The sequence below is a fragment of the Fontimonas sp. FW305-C-3 genome (assembly GCF_058783185.1).
The window spans coordinates 705,652-726,425 of record NZ_JBYSYK010000002.1; the positions used below are offsets into that span (position 1 = coordinate 705,652).

Here is a 20,774-nt window from a genome sequence, read left to right on the forward strand (position 1 = left end):
ATTAAGGACGCGGCCACGATTTGACCAGCGCCAGATGCAGCTTGCGCCGGCCGGATTGTCTTGTTCAGGACAAAAAAAGGCGGCGCAGCCGCTGGGGCTGCGCCGCCGGCAGACCCCTAAATCCTCAGTTCGGAATGACCGCCTTGTTGACGCCGGCTTCGCCGACGATCATCAGCCCATCCTTCCAGGCCATCACCGCCGCCAGCGAACCGCCGCCGAGCGAGGTGATCGGCATCTCGATCTGCGCACGGCTGACCTTGCCGTCCACCGCGATGTGCACGATCGCGCCGTCGCCACCGACGAGTACGACACCGCCGTCCGGCAGCACGGTACCGCCGAACATCGACAGCACGGTGCCGATATCGACCGCCGACCACTGGCCGCCGCGGACGTCGTCGCTGCGCAGGACGTTGCCGCGCAGGCCGAACACAACCGCGCCCTTTTCGCCCACCGGCAGCACGCCGAACAGCGAGCCGTCGTAAGGCAGCGTCAGGCGCTCCCAGGTCACGCCGTCCGGGCTGATGCCGAGCAGGCCGGTTTCGCCGACCGCGAACAGCTCGCCGGTCTTCAGGCGCGTGATCGCATTCAGATGCAGACCTTCTTCAAGGATCACCGGTGCGTCGACATCGGCCCAGGTCTTGCCGCCGTCGGTCGTCGACATCAGCACGCCGAAGGCGCCGACGATGACGACGTTTTCGGGGCTGAGCGCGACGACGCCGAGCAGGGCCTGGTTCTTTTCCGGCTCGAAGCGCTGCACGTTCCAGGTCTTGCCGGCGTCAGCCGTATGCAGAACGGTGCCGTCGTGGCCGACCGCCCAACCCTGCTGGGCATCGGCGAACGCGACCGCCGTCAGCGCGACGTTGAGCGGCACCGCGACCTGGGTCCAGGCCACACCGTCCTCGGAACGCATGATCGTGCCGCGGTCACCCACGGCAACCAGCGTCTGGCCGGCCGGCTTGATGTCGAGCAGCAGGCTGGTCGCCGCCAGCGGCGCGATTTCGGCGGCACGCGGCTTGAAGCTGCCGAGGCCCTCGGCAGCGGCAGGCATGGCGACAGCGGTGGCGGCCAGGGCCATCAGCGTGGCCGCACTACGGATCAGGCGCTTCATGCGGCGGCTCCGGCAGAGGGACGATCAGACGTCGCGTTGGGGTCCGGCTTGAGCAGGAACGCCGCGAAGGCCGGCAGCAGGATGACCGCGGCGACGGCGTTGGCGAGGAACATGATCGTCAGCAGGATGCCCATGTCGACCTGGAACTGCAGGCCGGAGAGCAACCAGGTGCACACCGATGCGGCCAGCGCCAGGCCGGTGACGATCACCGCCTTGCCGGTCTGGTGCAGGGTCTGCGCATAAGCGGCGCGCAGCGTCATCTTCTTCTCCTTCACGCATTCCTCGAACACGCTGTAGATGTAGATGCCGTAGTCGACGCCGATACCGGCGGCGAACGCGGCCACCGGCAGCGTCGAAATCTTCAGACCGATGCCGAGCCACACCATCACCGCATAGGTCAGCACCGACACCAGCGCCAGCGGCACCAGCACGCAGACGAGGCCAGCGAGGCTGCGGAACGAGGCCCAGACGCAGATGCCGATGAACAGGAACAGCCAGGCCAGTACGGTGAACTCGGTTTCCTCGATCACGTCGTTGGCGGCGGCCATGACGCCGACGTTGCCGGTCGCGAGGCTGAACTTCACCAGCGGCTCGGGGCCCTGTTCGGAAGAGAACTTCTCGACCGCGGTGATGATGGTGTCGATCGTCTCCGCCTTGTGGTCGGCGGTGAAGATGAACACCGGCATCGCGCTGCAATCGTTGTTGAGGAAGCCCGTCGACGTCGGGAAGCGCTGGCCGGCAAGCACGAGCGCGCCCGGTTCGCGCGGCAGGGTCAGCCACTTCGGCGAGCCTTCGGAGAAGGCGTTGAAGACGATCTTCGCGACCTGCGGCATCGACAGCGTCGACTGCACGCCCGGCGTGTTCTGCATGCGCCAGGCGAAACGGTCGATCTCTTCCATGACCTCGTGGTTGATGCAGCCGTCGGCCGGATTCTCGGCAATGACCTTGATGACGTCGACGCCGATCGAGAACTCGCTGACGATGCGCGCGCTGTCCTTGTTGTAGCGCGAATCCGGGCGCAGCTCCGGCACGCCGTCATGCAGTTCGCCGATGGCGAGATCCTTCGACACGTATTCGGCATAACCCCAGGTCAGGATCGCCACGCCAAGCACCATCGCAGCAACCGGCTTGGCGGTGATACCGGACAGCCAGTGCCAGACCGGCTCGAACGCGGCATCGCGACGGCGCTGATGGTCGCGGAACTTGATCGGATCGTTGAGCTTGGCGAACGACAGCAGGCAGGGCAGCAGAATCTTCTTGCAGACGATGACCGCGACCAGGCCGAACATCGCGTTGATCGCCATCTCCTGCACGATGCCGACCGGGATCAGCAGGATCGTGCCGAAGCCGACGACGTTGGTCAGCAGCGCGGTGATGCCGGGGATGACGAGACGGCGATAGGTCGCACGCGAGGCGTCGAGGCTGTTGTGCCCATGCTCGGCCACTTCATACAACCAGAAACTGGTGATCTGGATGCCGTGCGAGACGCTGATCGCCATGACCAGGAACGGCACCAGGATCGCGAACGGATCGAGGCCGTAGCCCGCCATGTGCAGGATGCCCAGCTCCCAGACCACGGCGAGGATGCCGCAGGATAGCGGGATCAGCGCGATCAGCGGCGAGCCGGTGTACCACCAGAGGATGATCCAGGTCAGGAAGATCGTCAGCGCGAAGAAGCCGACGACCTCGAGCGAGGCATCGGCAATGTCGCCGACGACCTTGGCGAAGCCGACGATGTGCACATCGACATTCGGGTTGTAGTCCGGATTGGCGACTTCGGTGACTTCCAGATCGCTGCCCTTGATCGGGTGCAGCTCGATCTCGCCGTTGGGCAGCTGGTATACGCCGTCAACGGTCTTGAAGCGGAACATGAAACCGCGCGGATCGCTGTACGTGGTCGTCGCGATATCGCCCGCCTTGTACGGCGGGCTGTCGACCTTGAGCTTGTACTCGAACATCTTCGGTTCGGTGAAATGCCGCCGCACGTCCTCGATCAGGTGCGCGGTCTTGACGTAGTCGAGCTTGTCGCCGGTGACTGGATTGAGTTCGAGCAGCTCGGAGAACACCATCGCGCCGCGCGAATCGTTGGCGACGAGGCGGCCGATGATCTTGGCCTTGGTGACGTTGGAGCGCACCTGGTCGAGCATTTCCGGCGCCGGCGAGTACTCGGCGGGAATGACGTTGCCGCCGTAGAGTCCCTCCTCACGCACCTCGACGTAGCGCACGTCCGGCGTGAACAGCGAGCTGACGCGGGTGCGGTCCATGCCCGGCGTGAAGGCGACCGCTTCGGTCAGGCCTTTCAGCGAAGCGAGGAACTCGCCGTTGTAGATGTCCTTCTGCGGCGCATCTTCCTTCAGCACCAGCGCAAAAAGTACCGTGTTGGCTCCACCGAACTGCGCCTGGTACTTCTTGAAGATCTGCATGTACGGATGCTGCAGCGGCAGCTGCTTCTCGAAGCCAGTATCCAGCTTGAGCTGCGAGGCCTGCCAGGCCATCAGCAAGGTCATGAAGAACAGGACCGTCAGGGTCCGGCCACGGCGGCCGAACACGATCGGCTCGGTGACACGGATGAACATCTGCGAAAAAGCGCCGCGGGCATCGCCGTGCATGGACTCCCCCTGCCAAAAATGACTGCTAATGACTACTTGATATCGTGTGCTGCACGCGCACCGGGATGGCCCCTCGACCGCCCCGCTCCAAACTGCGCTGGCAACCCAATTCGTTAAAAATCCGCCGGAAGCTGAAGTAACTTAAAAGCTTCCTGTGCTTCGGCCCAGCATATCCTGTTTACCGGCGAATTAGACCACCCAGCGCAGCGAACAGGCCGGTCGGCGCGGCCTAAAGCTGGCTTGCCGCAAAGGTATCGCAACGGTCCGGATCGCCGGACGCAAAACCGGTGCGAAACCAGCGCACGCGCTGCTCCGAAGTCCCGTGGGTGAAAGCGTCCGGGACGACCGTGCCCTGGGCCTGCTTCTGCAGGCGGTCATCGCCGATGGCCGAGGCGGTATTCAGCGCCTCTTCGATGTCGCCGTCTTCCAGCCATTGCAGGCGCTGCTCGGCGCGATGGGCCCAGACGCCCGCCAGGCAATCGGCCTGCAGTTCCTGGCGCACCAGCAGGCCACCGTCGCCTTCGAGATCCTTGCCGGCGCGACGCGCATCGTTGACCCGTGCACTGATGCCGATCAGGGTCTGGATGTGATGCGCCACCTCGTGGGCGATGACATACGCATAGGCGAAATCACCGCCGCCGCCCAGGCGCTGCTGCATCTCCTCGAAAAACGACATGTCGAGATAGACCTGATGATCGCCGGGGCAGTAGAACGGCCCGGACGCCGAGCTGGCGTTACCGCAGGCGGAACTCACCGCGCCGGAAAACAGCACGAGCTTCGGCGCTTCGTAATGGCTTTTGGCCTTCTGGAAATAATCGGCCCAGACGACTTCGGTTTCGCCGAGGATGCTGCGCACGAACTCCGCGCCCTCGTCGTTCTGCGGCGGAGCGACACCCTGCTCCTGAGCCGGGGCCGGCATGCCCTGCGTCACCTGCTCGACGAAGCCAAGCATCTCCAGCGGATTCTTGCCGAGCAGCAGGCTGACGACGACGACGATCGCGACGCCGCCCAAGCCCAGCTTGCCACCGGGGCCGCCGCCGCGCGGACTCATGCCGCGCCGGTCGACGACGTTGTCACTGCGGCTGCCCGACTTCCATTTCATTGCGGTCTCCGGCGAAAGGCTATGCGGCGCTGGCTCCGGCACGGCTGCGCGCCGAGGCGCCGGCCGGTCCCGCCAGGAAGTCCTCGGCGAATGCAGTGTAGCGATCCTGCTCGATCGCAGTGCGGATCTGCTGCATCAGCGTCTGGTAGTAGCGCAGGTTGTGAATCGTGTTCAACCGCGAACCGAGAATCTCGTTGCAGCGATCGAGATGATGCAGGTAGGCGCGCGAGTAATTGGCGCAGGTATAGCAGTCGCAGGCCGGATCCAGCGCCTGGCCGTCGTCCTTGTACTGAGCGTTGCGGATCTTGACGACGCCAAGGCTGGTGAACAGATGCCCGTTGCGCGCGTTGCGCGTCGGCATCACGCAATCGAACATGTCGATGCCGCGCGCGACCGCCTGCACCAGATCGCGCGGCGTGCCGACGCCCATCAGGTAATGCGGATGATCGGGCGGCAGCTCCGGGCCGATCGCATCGAGCACCTGCAGACGCTCCGCCTCGGGCTCGCCCACTGACAGCCCGCCGAGCGCATAGCCGTCGAAACCGGTATCGCGCAGGCGCTGCAGAGACTCGCGGCGCAGCGTGGTGTGCATGCCGCCCTGCACAATGCCAAAAAGCGCGCCGTGATTGTCGCCATGCGCGGTCTTGCAACGCACGGCCCAGCGCGCCGACAGCTCCATCGACTTGCGCGCCTGCTTCTCGGTGGCCGGATACGGCGTGCACTCGTCGAACTGCATGACGATGTCCGAGCCCAGTGCGTGCTGCACTTCGATCGCGCGCTCGGGCGTCAGGAAGATGCGGTCGCCATTGATCGGCGACGCGAACTTGACGCCCTCCTCGGTGATCTTGCGCAGCGCCGACAGGCTCCAGACCTGGAAGCCGCCGGAGTCGGTCAGGATCGGCCCGTCCCAGTGCATGAACTTGTGCAGTCCGCCGAGCGCCTTGATCAGCTGCTCGCCCGGCCGCAGCATCAGGTGGAAGGTGTTGCCGAGGATGATCTGCGCACCGACGCCGCGCAGCTCTTCCGGCGACATCGCCTTGACCGTGCCGTAGGTGCCGACCGGCATGAAGGCCGGCGTCTCGACCGTGCCGCGCTCGAAGCTGAGGCGGCCGCGGCGAGCGGCAGCGGACGTGGAAATGAGTTCAAACTTCACGGCGACGCGGACCCATCAGGCGATGACGCGCGAATTGTCCCATGCCGGCCCGTCTCTTGCTGCTGCTTTGACTTGCCCCGGAGGCAGGGGTAGCGTCGAAACCCCCAGGGAAAGGATGTCCCCGATGAAGTTCGTTTCCGGCATGCTGGATCGCTTGTTGTTCGCGTGCGGGCTGCTGCTGTTTCTGCAGCTGCCGCAGTTCATCGATCACTACACCCAGCGCCTCGGCGGCTATCGCCAGGCGGTCGCCGACAGTGTTGCCGATTACCAGCGCAGCGCGGATACCCATTACGCCGGCGATCTCGATCGGCTGGTCGCGGATTTCCGCACCGACGACAACCCGGCCCAGCGCGACATGGGCGACAAGATGCAGCGCGATCGCGATCGGCTGGTCGAACTCGACAGCGCCATCGCGGTGCTGTCCGGCCACAGCCTGATCGACAAGCTGATCTTCCTGGCGCGCAACGTCGACATGCCGATCGCGAAGGCGACCGCAGAATCCTTCACGCCAGGCTTGCCGCTGAACCTGCAGGCGGGTGTGTGCGGGTTGATCGGCGGGTTGCTGGCCAGCGGTCTGTTCAACCTGCTGATCTGGCCGATCCGCAGGGCCAACCGCTACCAGCCGATGCCCAATCGCTGAGCCGCGCGCTTTGGCGCGGCTCAGCCTTGAGATTGATCAGCGCCGGCTGCGGGCGCGCGCGAAATTGAGGTCGCTGGTCGTCGTGCGCAGACGGCTGCCGAGGTAGTGCGCCATCTCGCGGTAGAACTTGACCGCCGTCGCCGGCCGCGCATCGAGATACTTCTGCAGCGCGCTGTAGGAGATCACGACGATCTCCGACTGCTCCATCGTGCGTGCGGTCGCCGAGCGCGGCTCGCCGTCGAGGAACGACACCTCGCCGAAATGCGCGCCGGTGCCCAGCGTCGCCAGCATCACCGTGTTGTTGTCGCCGTTCTGCGAGATCTGCACCGAACCGAACTTGACGACCAGCAGCGCATCCGCCGTGTCCTGCTCGTTGAACAGCACCGTGCCGGCGCTCAGGGTGCGCGGCTCGGCGACGGCTTCCAGCGCCGACAGCTCGTCCTCAGTGAAAGCCTTGAACAGGTAAATGTCGCTGAGGATGTGACGGGCCATGCAAAAAATCTCCGGGGTTTTCAGGTGCAGTGCGGGCGGTAAGGCCGGCTTGCGCGCCAGCATACACCAGCCATTTGCGCGGATCAGTGACCGGATCGGCAGACCGGGCCCAGAGCCTCAGCGCGCGTCGGCGCCCGCCGCCAGCGGCTCTATCAGCATGGCGTCGCCATAGCTGAAAAACCGGTACTGCTGCTCCACCGCGTGGCGATAGGCGGCCATCAGCCGCTCGTAACCGCCGAACGCGCAGACCAGCATCATCAGCGTCGACTGCGGCAGGTGGAAATTCGTCAGCAGGCGGTCGACCACGCGGAAGCGGAATCCCGGCGTGATGAACAGGCGCGTGTCGCCGCTCGCCGGCTCGATCATGCGCTCGCGGTCCTGCGCCAGCGCGGCGGATTCCAGCGCGCGGTTGACCGTGGTGCCGACCGCCACGACGCGGCCGCCGCGCTCACGCGTCGCCGCGATGGCCGCGCACAGCGCGGCGCTGATCTGGTAGCGCTCGGCATGCATGCGGTGCTCGGCCAGGTCGTCGCTGCGCACCGGCTGGAAGGTGCCGGCACCGACGTGCAGGGTCAGCGTCGCCGTCTCGACGCCGCGGTCGCGCAGCCGGCCGAGCAATTCCGCATCGAAATGCAGGCCCGCGGTCGGCGCGGCCACCGCACCTGGCTCGCGGGCGAACACGGTCTGATAACGCTCGGCATCCGCCTGATCCGGCGTATGCGTGATGTACGGCGGCAGCGGCAGCTGGCCGGCGCGCTGCAGCAGTGCCATGACGCCGTCGGTGCCGTCGTAGCGCAGGCGGAACAGATCCTCGTCGCGATCGATCGCCGTCAGCTCGTCGCCGCTGTCGAGCAGAATCTTGCCGCCGGGCTGCGGCTTCTTGCTGACGCCCAGCTGCGCGACCAATTCCTGCGCATCGATCACCCGCTCGACGAGAATCTCGACGCGCCCGCCGGTCGGCTTGCGGCCGAAGATGCGGGCGGGAATCACGCGGGTGTCGTTGAAAATCAGCAGATCGCCGGGCGAAAGCAGCGCCGGCAGGTCCGTCATCTGGCGATCGGTCCGGTTGCCGTCCGCGGCCAGATGCAGCAGCCGGCTCGCCGAGCGCTGCGCCGGCGGATGCTGGGCGATCAAGGCCTCGGGCAGAACGTAGTCGAAGTCGGAACGGCGCATGTTGAAAGCAGAGGATCGCGGCTGTCTGGCGCACAGTTTCTCATGGGCCTGCCTCCTTGATCGCGGTGAGCGGCGGCGAGCTGCGGACAAGAAAAAGGCCCGGCGCGAACGCCAGGCCATTCTCGAATTGGTGCCGGAGGTGGGCAACGGAGAAACCAACGGCATCAGCGGCTTAGGGTGCGTCTGGCGTAGCTATGGCGCTTGCCTCATGTGAGTCCCGCGCCGTGACCGTCATTGTACCGCGCCCACAAACGACAAAAGCCCCGCCAACCCAGAAGGGCTAGCGGGGCGTCATATATGGCGAATTAGAGCCGATTCGGCGCGATATTCGGCTCAGGTGGCGAGTTACGGCGGCTTTGGAATCTGCGTCGACCTGGCTCTGATCTCATTGTCCCGGCGCTGGATCGCGGCCACGGCATCTACGCGCTTTCGGTCGCTGGCCTGGGTCGCCTCGATCCGGTTCACTTGCTGCTGGATCTGGGCAATCGCCCCGACCTGCTGGTCGAGTTTGCCGCCGATCTCCTTGAGGGTCGTCATCGCCCCGTCCCCGAGCATGGTCCGGTCGAGCTTCTTGATCTCGACGTCGGTCTGAAGCTTGAACATCTCCAGCTGGAACGCACGGTCCCGATCCGATCCCTCGTTGAACTTGTCGAGTAGCAGCGCGCCACCGGTCATCGAGGGCAGGCCAACGACGAAAAACAGCATGGCAAAGCCCAAAAGCGCGCCAACTCCGAGACGCATAACCTTTTCGGGCGTCTTGGCCGTTTCTGATGGCTGAAACAGGAACCGGACCAGCCGCATCATCATGTGGTTGAAGTCGGGCGAACTGCTCGCCAGTTCAGCGTCCGATGCGCGTCGGCCAATGCTGCCCTTTTCAGGCTCCACCTCTGCCTCTGCCATCAATTCGCCTCCCCTACGTTGTCGTTATGGAACTGCCGGATAGCATCCAACCGGTTCAACTCGACGGAACAGGCTGCAAGGTCGTCGGCGATGGCTTGGGCGAACTCTCGATCTGCTTGGTCTTGAGCTTCGCTGCGGGGCGGTCCAGATGGGCCGGGAGCGGAGGACAGCGGTAGACGATCTGGGGCTGGCTTGCGCACGCAGACATCGTGCACGCGAGCAGCAATGCGCTCGACAGTCGGAGCATCGGCTTCCTGTTTCTGGACATAGCTGGTGACGGCCTCCAAGCCGGTCTGGGCTGCGCGGGTTTCGGACTGGCTGGCGGCTTTGTCGATCGACGCCTGCTGTTCGGCAAGGTCGTCTTGGGCGCCGTCGAGGCGATAGGTCTGCAGGCCGCAGAAGGCGACCAGCAGAAGGCAGATGTGGGGCCAGGGGATCATTGCGCTTGCTCCGGAGTGAGCGGCGCGGACTGTGGAGGATTCTTCAAGGTGTCCCGATAAGGCAGGTAGCAGTGCTTGCCGGACCCTGGCGAGACATCCTGCAGATGAACCCATGGATCACTGTTGGACCGACCAGCAGTCCACCGGGGATCTTCCATGTAGAGCCGGTGCTTCTTGAGCATCGCGCAGTCGTCGCGGAGGCAGAATCTGGCGAGCTTCCGAGTCGTGAAGGTGTCCTGAAGGTCGACACCACGGCAGAGCATGTGCTTCGACAGTGCCGCTGCATTCGATGTTCGGGCGTTCACTGCTGCCGGTCGATAACCGGACGCAACCGGATTGCCGCTGATCTGATCGTTTGGCAACTCAATGCCTTCGGCGGCCGCATCTGCGAGCAGCGCGTTGACACGTGCGAGCAAAGTCTTTGTCGCTGCCTTGTCGGCGCCGACATCGCCATGCAGCTTGAAGTAGTCAGCTTCGGTGATCTGCGTCACAGCATCACCGCCAACACGACCAGCCCAACCACGACCGCGCCGATGATCAAGAACGGACGCGCAGTCAGCCGATCGACCCCCGGCACGATGCCGAGGATGCGTTCAATGAGTTTCATGGAGACTCCGGGTTGAGGCCGTCCGTGGCTCAGGGGAAATCAGGAAGTGGGGAAAGGGGCTGTTGGGGGCGTGAACGGCGTCGTCGTGTAGCGACTCGCTTGAGTCAGGCGGAGTGCGTGCACGCGCCCGTTGAAGTACCGATTGGCGCCAGTAACGAGCCTGCCAATCTGAATGCTGGAGTGGCCGTTAACTCGCGTTCCGGTGATGGTCCCGGAGCCTCGCTCAACGCCCGCGATGTAAGCCTTTGCGGAAGTGCCATTCACGTTCCCTGCAACGTGGTAGATGTTGCCCGCCGTGATCGACGCGCCGGACGTCACGACATCGACGTTTGCTGAACCGCTACCGTTCTGAACTGAGAAGCGGAGGTTTCCGGAAGCGGCCACCTCGAAGACAAGGTCTACTGCTGCGGTGCTGGACCCGTTGCTGATGGAGAAAATCTCCATCTGAGTAGCACTGACAGCTGGCTGAATGATTGCCTCTATGCAGAAATTGCCCGTGCCAATGGCATTGGCAAGAGTGGCAATCAGGTAGTCGCCGGACCCATCAAGTAGAAGTTGATTGGAGTTCTTTTGCGCGTTGCCTGCAGCGGTCCAAGTAACTCCAGGGATCGCGTCAGTGAACGCTGATGTCCCATCGGCGCCATTGAAGTTGGGAAGCGCAATAACGCTGCCGAATAGTGGATCTGTTACCCCCGCATCGATGAACAGGTTCACGCCAGCACTCGCGTGTACTTGATCGAGAAACTGAGGCCGACCAGCGACGAAAGGCTGCTGAGCGTTATGACAATGTCATCGCCTGCAGAGAAGGCGTTGCTCGAACTATGTGACTGGCTTTGTTCAGAGGAGCTTGCTGAGTTCGCTGTGCCGCCAAGGGCCGTCGTATTGATCTTGAAGGTGACAGTGCCAGTGCCGCTTTCAGACCTCGTGGTCGTTTCCGTGATGGTCCCGCCATGCGCCGCCTTTACGACGATCCGATAATCCTTGGCAGATGGAGAGCCGATATATCCCGCCATCATCTCGTCTGGCTGCGTAGTGCTTGCCCCACCGGATGCTGTATTCAGCCATGCAGCCAGAGTGTCGAGCTCCAAGCGATAGTTCGCCCCTCCAAGGACAATCTCTAGGGATTCACTGCCAGCAAGATCCGAAGCGGAGGCTTCAGGAAGTTGAGAAATCTTCAGGTTTGGCATTCGGGCGCCTCAAATGAAAAACCCCGCTCGATGGCGGGGTTCTTTGATTCAGTAGGGGGTTACTGCGAGCGCTTGTAGACAGCGTTCGAAAAGACCATGTCAGGCCCATTGGGGCCGGCGAAAACCTGGGTAATGTCAGACCCGGGTGGGCTATTAACGCCGCGGACTACTGCCTCGGGCGGGAACAATTCAAAGGCAAGATCCATCGTTACTGGATCGAAGGCCTGAACGCCCATGTACTCAACAGCATCAATGACAGTGGTTGTATAGGAAGGAGGTCCGGAAACGATCTGCTGAGCCGTCACGGTGTAGCGTGAGTAGGCGTAGATATTCGTTCCATCGAAGTACAGATGGCCTCTCGGGCCCTGCGGACAGAACGGCCCCTTCTCTCCGGAATCCCCGTTGTACCAGCAGGGGATTGTCTTCAAGAGAGACCCGTCAGCGGCAGAGAAGACGCGGACATCCTCCTGCCCCATCATCCAGATTTTGCCCTGCGCATGGACAAGCTCGATGCCATAGCGAGGGATATCAGCGACGGTCCATACAACATCCCCGTCAGGCTCCATCTTCGCCAGCGTGGATGTAGTCCATGAGTTCTGAACCGCATAGACATGCGTGGCGTCGGTTGTGACGGCGTAGCAGATGCCTGGAATTCCAGTCACCACTGCCATGTCGATCGTATCGACGTCAGCCATCGTGTCCTTATCGAGCACGAACAGGCCCCCCGATGCGACAAAAAGATTCTGTCCGAGGATTGCCATTGAGGCCTGAACAGCACTGCCAGAGCCGCCGCCAGGCGGAACCTTTATCCGGCTGATCGTCCCTGCCTGAAGTGCCGTAGCATCGAAACGCGTGACGAACCCGGTGTTGACCAGATTGTCGTAGTACTGCGTGTATACCGCGTCAGCCGTGACGAGCAGAAAGCCGGTTAGCGTCTCCTGATTGGTGACGGTGGCGATCTCCTCGTAAGTGTCCTTGTCCAGAACAGAGATGGCGCTAGCAACTGGCGCTCTTGGAGAAGAGGTGTAGCTGTATAGATAGCTTCCGTCTCCGCGGACAATGGTCGGAAAGTAGGGCTCAATAGAGATATCCGGATAGAACACAGCATCTGGATTTATGACGGCATTCTCCAGCAGTCTCAGACCTCCATCCTCAAGAAGCCGGAAGCTGCCATCCTCCAGCAGTCGAACATCCTCTGCATAGCCGAATTCGATGACGCGAATCTGACGCTGCCAACTTGGGATTCCCGCTCTTACGCTCTCAATCTCTACTCGGATTTCACCGGCAGCAGAAAAGTCTGGTTCCCATTCAGTCCCGGAAATAGGGCCGCTCTGGAGTAACAACTCGTCGGTGTCGTTGTTGTAGAGGTAGACGGTATAAGTCGTCCCAGGCTCAGGGCCGATGTTCCCCTCGCCCTGATGGACTAGATAGGCCGTCTGCTGGACGCGGTCACGGTGCGCCCAGGTAATCTCTATCGGATCGTCGATCGGACCCGGCCAAGTCTGCCCGTTGACCTTCACGTTTCCGGGTGGATATGGGCGGGCCATTCGCTGAGCCAGCGTGATCTGCATCGGCTCGGCATCTTCAAGGTCGACCGCCCCGCCAGTCGCCAAGGTCTGTAACTTCACATCGACGACGTCTCCGGTCGCGCGCTCAGTAGGATCAGCCCCAAGAGCATTGTCTGTGAACCAGATCCTGGTCAAAGACGGCCAATCCTTCGGGACCGTATCCAGAACACCGCGGGCGACATTCATGCCAGTCTGGTTAGAATCCAGGCCGAGGAATTCGACCCATTCAGCCTCTCTGCCAGAGCCAATTAGAACCAGCGTCCCTTCCGTCACAGAGTTCAGGTCAATCGCGTTCTCGAACTCGAGGAAGTCATCTTGTTCCGTGATCGATCCAGACAGGATGGCAGTGGGCGCGAACTGTCCTACAGTCTGCTCAACATAGTCCGTTGAACCGACTTTTGAGTTGATTCGATAGCTCTGCCAAAGGCCATTTTCCCGAGCTGCCAGAGTGCGGACGAACCCTGCGTCTGCATCAAGCGCGCTGACCAGAGGCGCATCTGGGTCATCGCCAACAGCTCGGGCCATGTCCCAGTAAGTCGCCTCAAGAACATCCTGCTTCTCGATCGGATCTGCAGAATTATCGGGCGGCGTCCAGAGCGAATCCTGTTGATTCGAGTAGGTCGCCAGCGGCAATCCAAATACATCCTCAGCCGCCTGGATGGTTACTGCGCCATCTTCGAGAGTGCCGGTGTTGACCGAGAGAACACGCATCGGAACCGCTGTAATGCCGAGCTTCGGCCAGCTGACCAGGATCACATCGCCAACCCGAATCAACGCACCTTCGCGGTTAACCTTCATGGTGGCTTTGGAGAGCAAAGTGCTTTGAGCCACCAGATCGCGCATCGCTACGCGACCGGCGATATCGTTGCTCCGGATGCCAGGGTACTGCTTGGTCTGCGAGACAACCGCGCCTTGAGACTGGATGTTGGCGAGGTCTTGGACGGTGACGCTTAGCGACTGCCCGTTGTTCCGGTCGGTATAGACGACCGATATCTCGTTGACAGTCTCTCCATAGCCGGCTCGCTGGAACGAGTCCATCGACAGAATGTTCGTCTCATCGAGCGTGATCAGATCGCTCAGCGAGTAGTCGCCGCGAATCAAGACCAGCTGAAATTTGCCGGTGACAGGATCGATGCGCAGAACGCCGCCGATGTGATCAAGAACAATCTGTATGAAGTCCTCGATGGAAGACTGCTGATTCCAGATCATCGAAAGACCGAAGTCTTCCGAGAACAGGGTGTCGGCAGCACGGGTGAAGTACGCCTCGTCGATGCTGCTAATCGGATATCCCATGCCCCACTGAGGGTCGGTCAGGCACTGGTAAACGATATGCGCGCCGTTCATGTCGTAGTGCGCGCCGCCCAAAGCAGCAGCAATCGAATCTGTCAGCGCATCCGGATCACTCCCAGGAACTACCGGGACCCCATCTGCTGGTGTGTTATCCAGGAATGAGCTGTAAGTGGTATCCGAGAGATCGATGTTGAAGGCAAAGGACTGAACACCATCTACAGAGAACAGAGTGTCAGCCGCCTCGCGGGCCACCATCTCTGCATCTTCTGGGTCCATCGGGAATGGATATCCCGTTCTAGAAGGAACCCCATCAGTTATGAAAATGAACGTTTTGTCGCAGTCCTCCGGCGCCCCTGCGAAGAAAGCTGGCGCCGGATCAGTGGCGAAGACAAAGTCCGTCTCTGTACCGTTGATGTCCAGATCATCAAACCAATCCTTGATGTCCTGAATGTCATCAGCTGTGACCGATCGGCGGGTGATCGTCGTGGTGTAGCTGCCCCAGCCAACACCCATGAGGTCGAGGGGCAGACCTGATTCCTGAGTTAACGCCAGGATGTAGTCAAGCAACCCGGAAATGGCGACTTTGGCGTTATGGGCTCTTGTCTCTCCGTTCGGCGTCTCATCGTTCATTGACCCGGAGATATCGAGCGCAATGACAATGGCCTGAGGGTAAGTCCACTGGTTACCGATTGGCGCGGTTTCCGGATACCACGCGGAGCCACAATTCCAGCCGGCCAAAATTCTCCGGACACGGAATGACCACGGCTTCAGATATGGATTGTTGGCGGCAACCAGGCCAGTCTTGGGGCCGGACCGAAGAGATGTCGACAGAACAGACCAACCGCCTTCGTACTCTGGGACATCACTTTGAACTGTCGAAGGCCCATAGAGAATTGCACTGAACACGCCACGATAGGCAGGTATCTGCTCGCCGAGCTGGCTGACCAGATAAGAATCCTTGCCTTGGTTAGAAGCCCCCATGCAAACCTGCACAACCCCAGCCAGCCCGCCCTCGCGATCGTCACCACCAAACAGATTCGGCTCGTTGATGGTGATGGGTCCGCTGCTGGACTTAATCCCGCGCCAAGCAACGCGCTTGTCGGATTCGATCCTCTCCAGAGCATCAACGGGGCCATAGCAGACAGCAAACTGAATGCCCATGAAGTAGCGATAGCCAACGGTTTGTTTTTTACCGGAGCCCATCGTTCTTCCTCGCGTGTTCGACGACCTTCAGGGCCATCGCATCGCCTGTTTCTTCCAAGACTTCGGCGTCAATGCCGTGCCGTAGAAACTGCGGCCAGTTGATGCCGTGGCGTTTCGCGAACGCACGACTCCCCGCTGCGCAGAACTTGAGTTCGCGCAGATGGGTCAACGTGATAGTCACTTCCCGCCTTTCTTACGGATCGCAGAAGTAGAGAGGTCGCCGTACCAAACAACGTTAGGGCCGGTCACGAGAACAGTGCCGAAGACAACCGGAATCGGCCTGCCCTGCTCTGCAGTGGGGATATCGAAGTCAGCCAAGCTCGCTGGCTTAGGCTTCGGCGGCTTTGGGGCAAGCGCATAGCTGACGATCGCCGAGACAACCAGCACCGCCAGATAGAATGCAAAGTTCATTTCAGTAGACCGACGTCCCGCCGAAGGGGTTTTTGAAAGGGATGAAGGGGAACCCGCCGTAGTTGTCGAGGTTTGCGTAGACGTCGTCGCAGGTCGCCATCGTGTGATCGCAGCCCGGATAGACCGTCACCGGATCACCGGGGCTGATCCCGTTGAACGGCTGAGACAGACTCAGCGTCGATCCAGTAAATGCCATGATGAATCGACGCTCGATGACGCCTTGCGATTGCTCCCAGTCCACGAAGCCGCCGCCGTATGGCTTAGTCGCCATCGCGCCGACTTGCAGGGATACGCCACTGACAGCAACCACCGACACCGACTGAGCCTGCGTCGTGCGATCAAGGTTGCATCCGGGGCCATAGAGAACGTGCGGGCATTGCGCCTGGTACATCCGGCGAAGCCCGGTTCGGCGCAGAGAGGTGCTGACTGGCTCGCAGCTGATCAGCGCTCTCGCGCCATTGAACGCCACATTGAGCACTCTCCCGGCCCAGATGACTGCGGCATCAGTTGGCGAGCCGCGGTGAACGCGCTTTATCGTCAACGTCACTACATCCGATGGCGGAAAGACGCGGTACAAATCCGCGATCGGCAGGTTCCGGCGCGTCGTCAGGTTGATGTTGCTGCGCGGCAGCTCCGGCGTTGCCTCAATTGGAGAGCGAGAAATCTGATCGGATGGATACAGCTTCCCCGAAAGCGTGAAGTCGGCCTCAGACGAGGTATAGCGGTAGATGACCAGCTGCGCGGGAGTGCCATCACAGTCGCTTGGGGCTGGATAGGTGACGCGGGCGAACTCGTATAGCTCAATCGGCGCTCCGTTCTGTTCGCTAGTCTCGTCCGCGATGTAGGTCATAGCGGCACCTCAACGCAGGGAACAACCACGCGAGCGCCATATCCGGCGATGTAGGCGAACTCAATCCGGTCAGTGTCGAGCGTGACGCGGAACATGAGGCAAGCCATCGAGACATCGGAGACATTGATCGCGCTCGCGGCCGTGCCAACGAGAGTCAGGGCTTCCGTCGTGCCGTTGTCGATCGCCGAAGAAACCTGCAGGGTCGCGTAAGAGCCGTCGCGGCGCTGGATGAACAGATCACCGGACCCATAGCCAGCAGCGAATCCAACCGAGCGGATCGTGATCGAACCAGCGCCCATCGAGACATCCCCAACAAGCTGGATGCCGTTATTCTGCGATGGCAGCCAGAAGGCCTTCTGTCGCCCCTTGAGGAAGTAGAACCACTGGCGCAGCTGATAAACCTCGGCGCCCTTCTTGGGGATCCAAGCGGCGCTGAGGCGCTGCACAGCTCTGCTCATCGTGTCATCGAAGAACGGGCGGGCAATCCCGTTATCGACCGCTTCAACGTCGCGGATGGTTGATTCAGCAAGAGACCCGGCGCCAACCTTTGCGCACTGCTTCAGCAGCGGATTGCCGCGGTAGGTAGGAGCTTCGAGATCGTCGGCAATGTCAGGGCTGTCGTAGATACGCCACTCAATGTCGGCCTCGACATGCTTGCCTGCTGGGTGCTCTGCTCGCAGCCCCTCCGGCGCATAGGCAGAAAACGCCGGCGCCATGCGGGCATTCGCCCAGTTCTGAGTGGGGCCAACAGTGAGCACGATCTGATCGGGAGCAACTGAATCGATCAGAGCCACCTCACCCTCATCGTCTTTGCAGAATGAAACCCGGCCGCCGGCGACGTAATCCGCGATGGACGTATCGACAGGGATGACAGTTTGGCCGGCAGCCACGCTGATCTTGACGGCTTGAGACCACTCCGGTAGCCAGAAAGGCCCGGGCAAGCCCCCACGCATCATGGCCCGAACACGGTCATAAACCGTATTACGGAACGCATGCTGGTGCACCCAAATTCGCCTGGGCGTGTCGGTTAGCCTGATTCTCTGCTCAGCCGCACGAGCGCGCAGCGTGTCCGTCTTGAACTCGATCAACTCGACCATCTCTGCCCGTGGACAGAATGGAACGATCACGCGGGCATTCCGGCTGCGATCTGGCGAATCACCGAGCCATTGCGGCGGATTACGTTCATCACGTTCATCTCGCCTGGCTCGCTGCTGATGACGCCAGCCATAGTATCGGTGTCGAGCTGGTTGTAGATGCGGATGTTTTGCGCGCCGCCTCCGGTCTGGCTGCTTTTACCTGGGACAATCGATGGAGCCGCGACGGGCGCTGACTTCCCGCCGACTGATGGGGGCGTAAACCCAAACGCACTGCCGAGGGCATTTACCCCCATAGTTATCAACTGCTGAGAAAGCTGGTTCGCGGCAATACGACGCATTGCGTCAGAGAACTGCTTGACCATCCCATCAAGGCCATCCTTAAAGGGATCAAAAAGAAAGTCTGCGAAGGCGTCCTGAGCGTTACGCGCGGATTGGTCGGCAAAAACTGAAATCTGCTCCGAGGTTTCCTCGAGCTTTGGGTCAAGGGCCTCCAGAGAGCGGTAGTACTCATCATTGATCTGCACAAGACGACGCGTGCGCGTTTCAGCGTCAATGATCTGCCGGGTGTATTGGTCGTTCAGCTTTAGGATGTCAGCATCACGACGCTCATCCGGAGTGCGCACGGAATCTCGTACTGCCTGCCCCTCAGCTCGATCTGCCTCCTCCTGGGCGATCAGGCGATTCAACTCCTTGACGGCCTCAGCAGCACGCTTGGCGTCCTTCTCGGTCGAGTCTGCAGTCAGCTTGAAGGACTTGCGGATTTTGTCGTTGGCATCCTCCGCCGGCGCAGGGAGCGCGGCCATCCCTTCTTTCCAGATGTTGTCGATTCCTTCGAGGACATCGCTGACATCGCCTTTGACGTCGGAATACCAAGCTCGGGAAACCTCGTCTGCAGCTTTGAAGCCATCCTTGAACAAGGCGACCACGTAGGCCGCAATTCCGCCCAAAGTCTTGCCGACGAGGTCCGCAACGTTCTTCAGAACAAGGCCGGTAGTGACGACCAGCTTGAAAGAAGCTGCAAGGCCGCGCATTGCTTTGTCTACGGCCTCAGTGTCCTTGAGGTTCGTAATGAAGGTTTCGCTCAGCTTGGCGAGCGTCGGCAGCAGCTCGGCGGCGGTCCGCGTGGCAACGCCGCGGACCATTGCGCCGATCCGGTCGAGGTTGTCATTGAACTCGTCTGCCGCTGCAGCCGTGTCGCCGCGGATCGTCAGGCCAAGCGCCTCTGCCTCGGCGCGGAGCTCGGAGATGCCCTTCTTCCCCTCATTCAGCAAAGGGATCAAACCAGCGCCGGACTTGCCGAACAAATCCTGAGCGAGCGTGACCTTCTCTGCGCCATCCTCGTACTGGCTGAAGGCGTCGGCAACATCCAGCAGCAGGTCTTCCGTGCTACGGAGGTTTCCTTCCTCATCACGAATGCTGACGCCAAGCGCCTTGAAGGCTGCGGTTTGGCCCTTGCCGCCCTGCGCAGCCTCGCCGATCGTCTTGTTGAACTTTGCGAGACTGCCGGTCAGATCATCGACGCCTGCCATCTTTGCGGCGTAGTCGAGCTGAGATAGAGCTTCTGTCGCTAGCCCTGTCGTCTGGGACAATCGATACATGTCATCTGCGGCGTTGACCGCAGACTTCACGATGCCAGCAAACGCCGTAGCGCCTACAGCCAGCGCTGCGCCAACTGCTTTCCCGAAAGCGACAGCATCTTTCTCGAGTTGCTTGAAGTTCTTCTCGGCACGTTTCGCAGACCGATCCATGTCCGTGTCAAAACGACCCGTCAGCGCTTCAAGGACAACTGAGATTTTCATTTCTTGTCGTCCTGGAGAACGCTGCGAGACCACGCCAGTTCATCGGCTTCCCGCTCGTCTCGGACCCAAGGGTCTTCTCGATACGGAAGAAACGACTCCAGCCCCGTCTTCGAGGCATTGGGGTCTGTTTTGAAATCGGCGTAGAGCTTGGTGAAACGGGCTACGGCCATCTCGACCAGTTCGCCCTCAGTCGGCTGGCGCGCCATATAGGCTTCGAGAAGATCGATGTCGCGGAATGACCACGACCCGACCTCATGCAACGGACGGCGGAACAACACTGCCAGCCGGCATAGCCTGCGCAGCAGTGGGTCCGCCGCTAGTCGTTTTTTGCTGTATCGCCGTCTTCGTCATTGACTTCGTCAGCGATGGCATAGAGCTTCTTGATAAGCTTTGCAGACTGGCTCTGGACTGCCTTGAGGTTGGCGAAATGCCCAACGCCTTCTTCATTGCAGACCGAGTACAGCACCATCTTGTGCTGTTGCTCTTCGTTCAGAGCGAGGTCGATTTCCATGCGCGTGCCGATCCCGACTTCGCGGCTGACCTTCTGGCCTTTGAGAAGCTCGATGCGCTCTGCGCCCGTTATCTCTCGGAAGTGGTAGATCGATCCATTGACCTCCACCGACTTAACAACCAGATGCTTAAGGCTCATGGCTTAGTCGTAGATCGGAGTAGCGCGGTCACGCTTGAGCGGGCCGCTCGGCATCAGCACCAAGGTCGCGCGAACGATGTCGTCAACGGCCTTCTCGGTGCCGAACGACACGACGTAGGCCATGAAGCCATTCGTCGTTGGGCCAGGGCTAACGAGATAGCCTTGGCTGTCCAAAGCATCCGGCGTACCGACCTGGTCGGATAGAACTTCCATCCACGGCACGATCTCGCCGGAATCTTCCAAGCGTTCGAGCGCCTGATGGGCGGCAGACTTGGCGATGTAGTTCACGTTGATAGTGAGCTGCTGCCAAACCTTCATGCCCTGCTCGCCTTCGCTGCGCTCGCTGTCCAAGCAGGTCTTGTCGACATTGTTCGCCGGCGCGGCAAGCTGGCTGATGCCGGTTGGGCATGCCACCTTGTGGATCTCGGATGAGGAGACGCCAAAGAACAGCCGCGTTCCCTGGGTCTTAACGGTGCCTGTGGTCATTTCCTTTGCT

22 protein-coding genes are annotated in these 20,774 nt (G+C 61.2%); 2 read left to right on the forward strand and 20 right to left on the reverse strand.

Features of this window, described 5'->3' with window-relative positions:
- Nucleotides 1-124 precede the first annotated feature (124 nt).
- The 4 genes from AC3WUF_RS09450 to tgt form a co-directional block, all read right to left on the reverse strand.
- Entirely contained in the window at nucleotides 125-1,108 is a 984-nt protein-coding gene (locus AC3WUF_RS09450; RefSeq protein ID WP_492424807.1) for a WD40/YVTN/BNR-like repeat-containing protein, read from the reverse strand.
- Nucleotides 1,105-3,717, reverse strand: coding sequence for an efflux RND transporter permease subunit (locus AC3WUF_RS09455; protein WP_492424809.1), 2,613 nt, complete (start codon nucleotides 3,715-3,717; stop codon nucleotides 1,105-1,107). The genes AC3WUF_RS09450 and AC3WUF_RS09455 overlap by 4 nt, the downstream gene beginning before the upstream one ends.
- Before the next feature lie 229 nt (nucleotides 3,718-3,946).
- A complete protein-coding gene (gene ypfJ, locus AC3WUF_RS09460; RefSeq protein ID WP_492424811.1) occupies nucleotides 3,947-4,819 on the reverse strand; it encodes a KPN_02809 family neutral zinc metallopeptidase in 873 nt (290 codons plus the stop codon).
- A gap of 19 nt (nucleotides 4,820-4,838) precedes the next feature.
- The gene (gene tgt, locus AC3WUF_RS09465; RefSeq protein ID WP_492424813.1) at nucleotides 4,839-5,972 is read right to left on the reverse strand and encodes a tRNA guanosine(34) transglycosylase Tgt; all 1,134 of its coding nucleotides are present in this window, start codon (nucleotides 5,970-5,972) and stop codon (nucleotides 4,839-4,841) included.
- 124 nt (nucleotides 5,973-6,096) lie between these two features.
- Here tgt and AC3WUF_RS09470 point away from each other — a divergent pair, with 124 nt between their 5' ends.
- On the forward strand, nucleotides 6,097-6,612 hold the full coding sequence (locus AC3WUF_RS09470; RefSeq protein WP_492424815.1) for a DUF2937 family protein: 516 nt from the start codon (nucleotides 6,097-6,099) through the stop codon (nucleotides 6,610-6,612).
- A 36-nt stretch (nucleotides 6,613-6,648) separates the two neighbouring features.
- Here the strand turns inward: AC3WUF_RS09470 and AC3WUF_RS09475 are convergent, their stop codons facing one another.
- Together AC3WUF_RS09475 and queA are read right to left on the reverse strand one after the other, a co-directional pair.
- Complete coding sequence (locus tag AC3WUF_RS09475; protein ID WP_492424817.1) at nucleotides 6,649-7,104, reverse strand: Crp/Fnr family transcriptional regulator; 456 nt, start codon at nucleotides 7,102-7,104, stop codon at nucleotides 6,649-6,651.
- Between the two features lie 117 nt (nucleotides 7,105-7,221).
- Nucleotides 7,222-8,277 (reverse strand): tRNA preQ1(34) S-adenosylmethionine ribosyltransferase-isomerase QueA, encoded by a 1,056-nt coding sequence (queA, locus tag AC3WUF_RS09480; RefSeq protein WP_492424819.1) that lies wholly within the window; start codon nucleotides 8,275-8,277, stop codon nucleotides 7,222-7,224.
- Here queA and AC3WUF_RS09485 point away from each other — a divergent pair.
- Nucleotides 8,276-8,491 (forward strand): hypothetical protein, encoded by a 216-nt coding sequence (locus tag AC3WUF_RS09485; RefSeq protein ID WP_492424821.1) that lies wholly within the window; start codon nucleotides 8,276-8,278, stop codon nucleotides 8,489-8,491. The genes queA and AC3WUF_RS09485 overlap by 2 nt on opposite strands.
- A gap of 131 nt (nucleotides 8,492-8,622) precedes the next feature.
- Here the strand turns inward: AC3WUF_RS09485 and AC3WUF_RS09490 are convergent, their stop codons facing one another.
- The 14 genes from AC3WUF_RS09490 to AC3WUF_RS09555 form a co-directional block, all read right to left on the reverse strand.
- Nucleotides 8,623-9,177: a hypothetical protein gene (locus tag AC3WUF_RS09490; RefSeq protein WP_492424823.1), complete on the reverse strand. Its 555-nt coding sequence runs from the start codon at nucleotides 9,175-9,177 to the stop codon at nucleotides 8,623-8,625.
- Entirely contained in the window at nucleotides 9,177-9,617 is a 441-nt protein-coding gene (locus tag AC3WUF_RS09495) for a hypothetical protein (protein WP_492424825.1), read from the reverse strand. The genes AC3WUF_RS09490 and AC3WUF_RS09495 overlap by 1 nt, the downstream gene beginning before the upstream one ends.
- Nucleotides 9,614-10,108: a hypothetical protein gene (locus AC3WUF_RS09500; RefSeq protein ID WP_492424827.1), complete on the reverse strand. Its 495-nt coding sequence runs from the start codon at nucleotides 10,106-10,108 to the stop codon at nucleotides 9,614-9,616. The genes AC3WUF_RS09495 and AC3WUF_RS09500 overlap by 4 nt, the downstream gene beginning before the upstream one ends.
- 155 nt (nucleotides 10,109-10,263) lie before the next feature.
- Entirely contained in the window at nucleotides 10,264-10,938 is a 675-nt protein-coding gene (locus AC3WUF_RS09505; protein WP_492424829.1) for a LamG domain-containing protein, read from the reverse strand.
- Entirely contained in the window at nucleotides 10,935-11,411 is a 477-nt protein-coding gene (locus AC3WUF_RS09510) for a hypothetical protein (protein ID WP_492424831.1), read from the reverse strand. Before AC3WUF_RS09510 ends, AC3WUF_RS09505 begins: the two co-directional genes overlap by 4 nt.
- Before the next feature lie 59 nt (nucleotides 11,412-11,470).
- On the reverse strand, nucleotides 11,471-15,472 hold the full coding sequence (locus AC3WUF_RS09515) for a phage tail protein (RefSeq protein WP_492424833.1): 4,002 nt from the start codon (nucleotides 15,470-15,472) through the stop codon (nucleotides 11,471-11,473).
- Entirely contained in the window at nucleotides 15,459-15,653 is a 195-nt protein-coding gene (locus tag AC3WUF_RS09520; RefSeq protein WP_492424835.1) for a hypothetical protein, read from the reverse strand. The genes AC3WUF_RS09515 and AC3WUF_RS09520 overlap by 14 nt, the downstream gene beginning before the upstream one ends.
- Complete coding sequence (locus tag AC3WUF_RS09525; RefSeq protein ID WP_492424837.1) at nucleotides 15,650-15,883, reverse strand: hypothetical protein; 234 nt, start codon at nucleotides 15,881-15,883, stop codon at nucleotides 15,650-15,652. Before AC3WUF_RS09525 ends, AC3WUF_RS09520 begins: the two co-directional genes overlap by 4 nt.
- A gap of 1 nt (nucleotide 15,884) precedes the next feature.
- Nucleotides 15,885-16,733 (reverse strand): phage BR0599 family protein, encoded by an 849-nt coding sequence (locus tag AC3WUF_RS09530; protein WP_492424839.1) that lies wholly within the window; start codon nucleotides 16,731-16,733, stop codon nucleotides 15,885-15,887.
- Nucleotides 16,730-17,830 carry a hypothetical protein gene (locus AC3WUF_RS09535; RefSeq protein WP_492424841.1) on the reverse strand — a complete coding sequence of 367 codons (1,101 nt, stop codon included), beginning with the start codon at nucleotides 17,828-17,830 and terminating at the stop codon, nucleotides 16,730-16,732. Before AC3WUF_RS09535 ends, AC3WUF_RS09530 begins: the two co-directional genes overlap by 4 nt.
- Nucleotides 17,831-17,856: 26 nt before the next feature.
- Complete coding sequence (locus AC3WUF_RS09540) at nucleotides 17,857-19,629, reverse strand: hypothetical protein (protein WP_492424843.1); 1,773 nt, start codon at nucleotides 19,627-19,629, stop codon at nucleotides 17,857-17,859.
- Complete coding sequence (locus AC3WUF_RS09545) at nucleotides 19,626-19,904, reverse strand: hypothetical protein (protein ID WP_492424845.1); 279 nt, start codon at nucleotides 19,902-19,904, stop codon at nucleotides 19,626-19,628. Before AC3WUF_RS09545 ends, AC3WUF_RS09540 begins: the two co-directional genes overlap by 4 nt.
- A gap of 41 nt (nucleotides 19,905-19,945) precedes the next feature.
- Nucleotides 19,946-20,278 (reverse strand): hypothetical protein, encoded by a 333-nt coding sequence (locus AC3WUF_RS09550; protein WP_492424847.1) that lies wholly within the window; start codon nucleotides 20,276-20,278, stop codon nucleotides 19,946-19,948.
- A 3-nt stretch (nucleotides 20,279-20,281) separates the two neighbouring features.
- On the reverse strand, nucleotides 20,282-20,764 hold the full coding sequence (locus tag AC3WUF_RS09555; protein WP_492424849.1) for a phage tail tube protein: 483 nt from the start codon (nucleotides 20,762-20,764) through the stop codon (nucleotides 20,282-20,284).
- Between the last annotated feature and the right edge of the window lie 10 nt (nucleotides 20,765-20,774).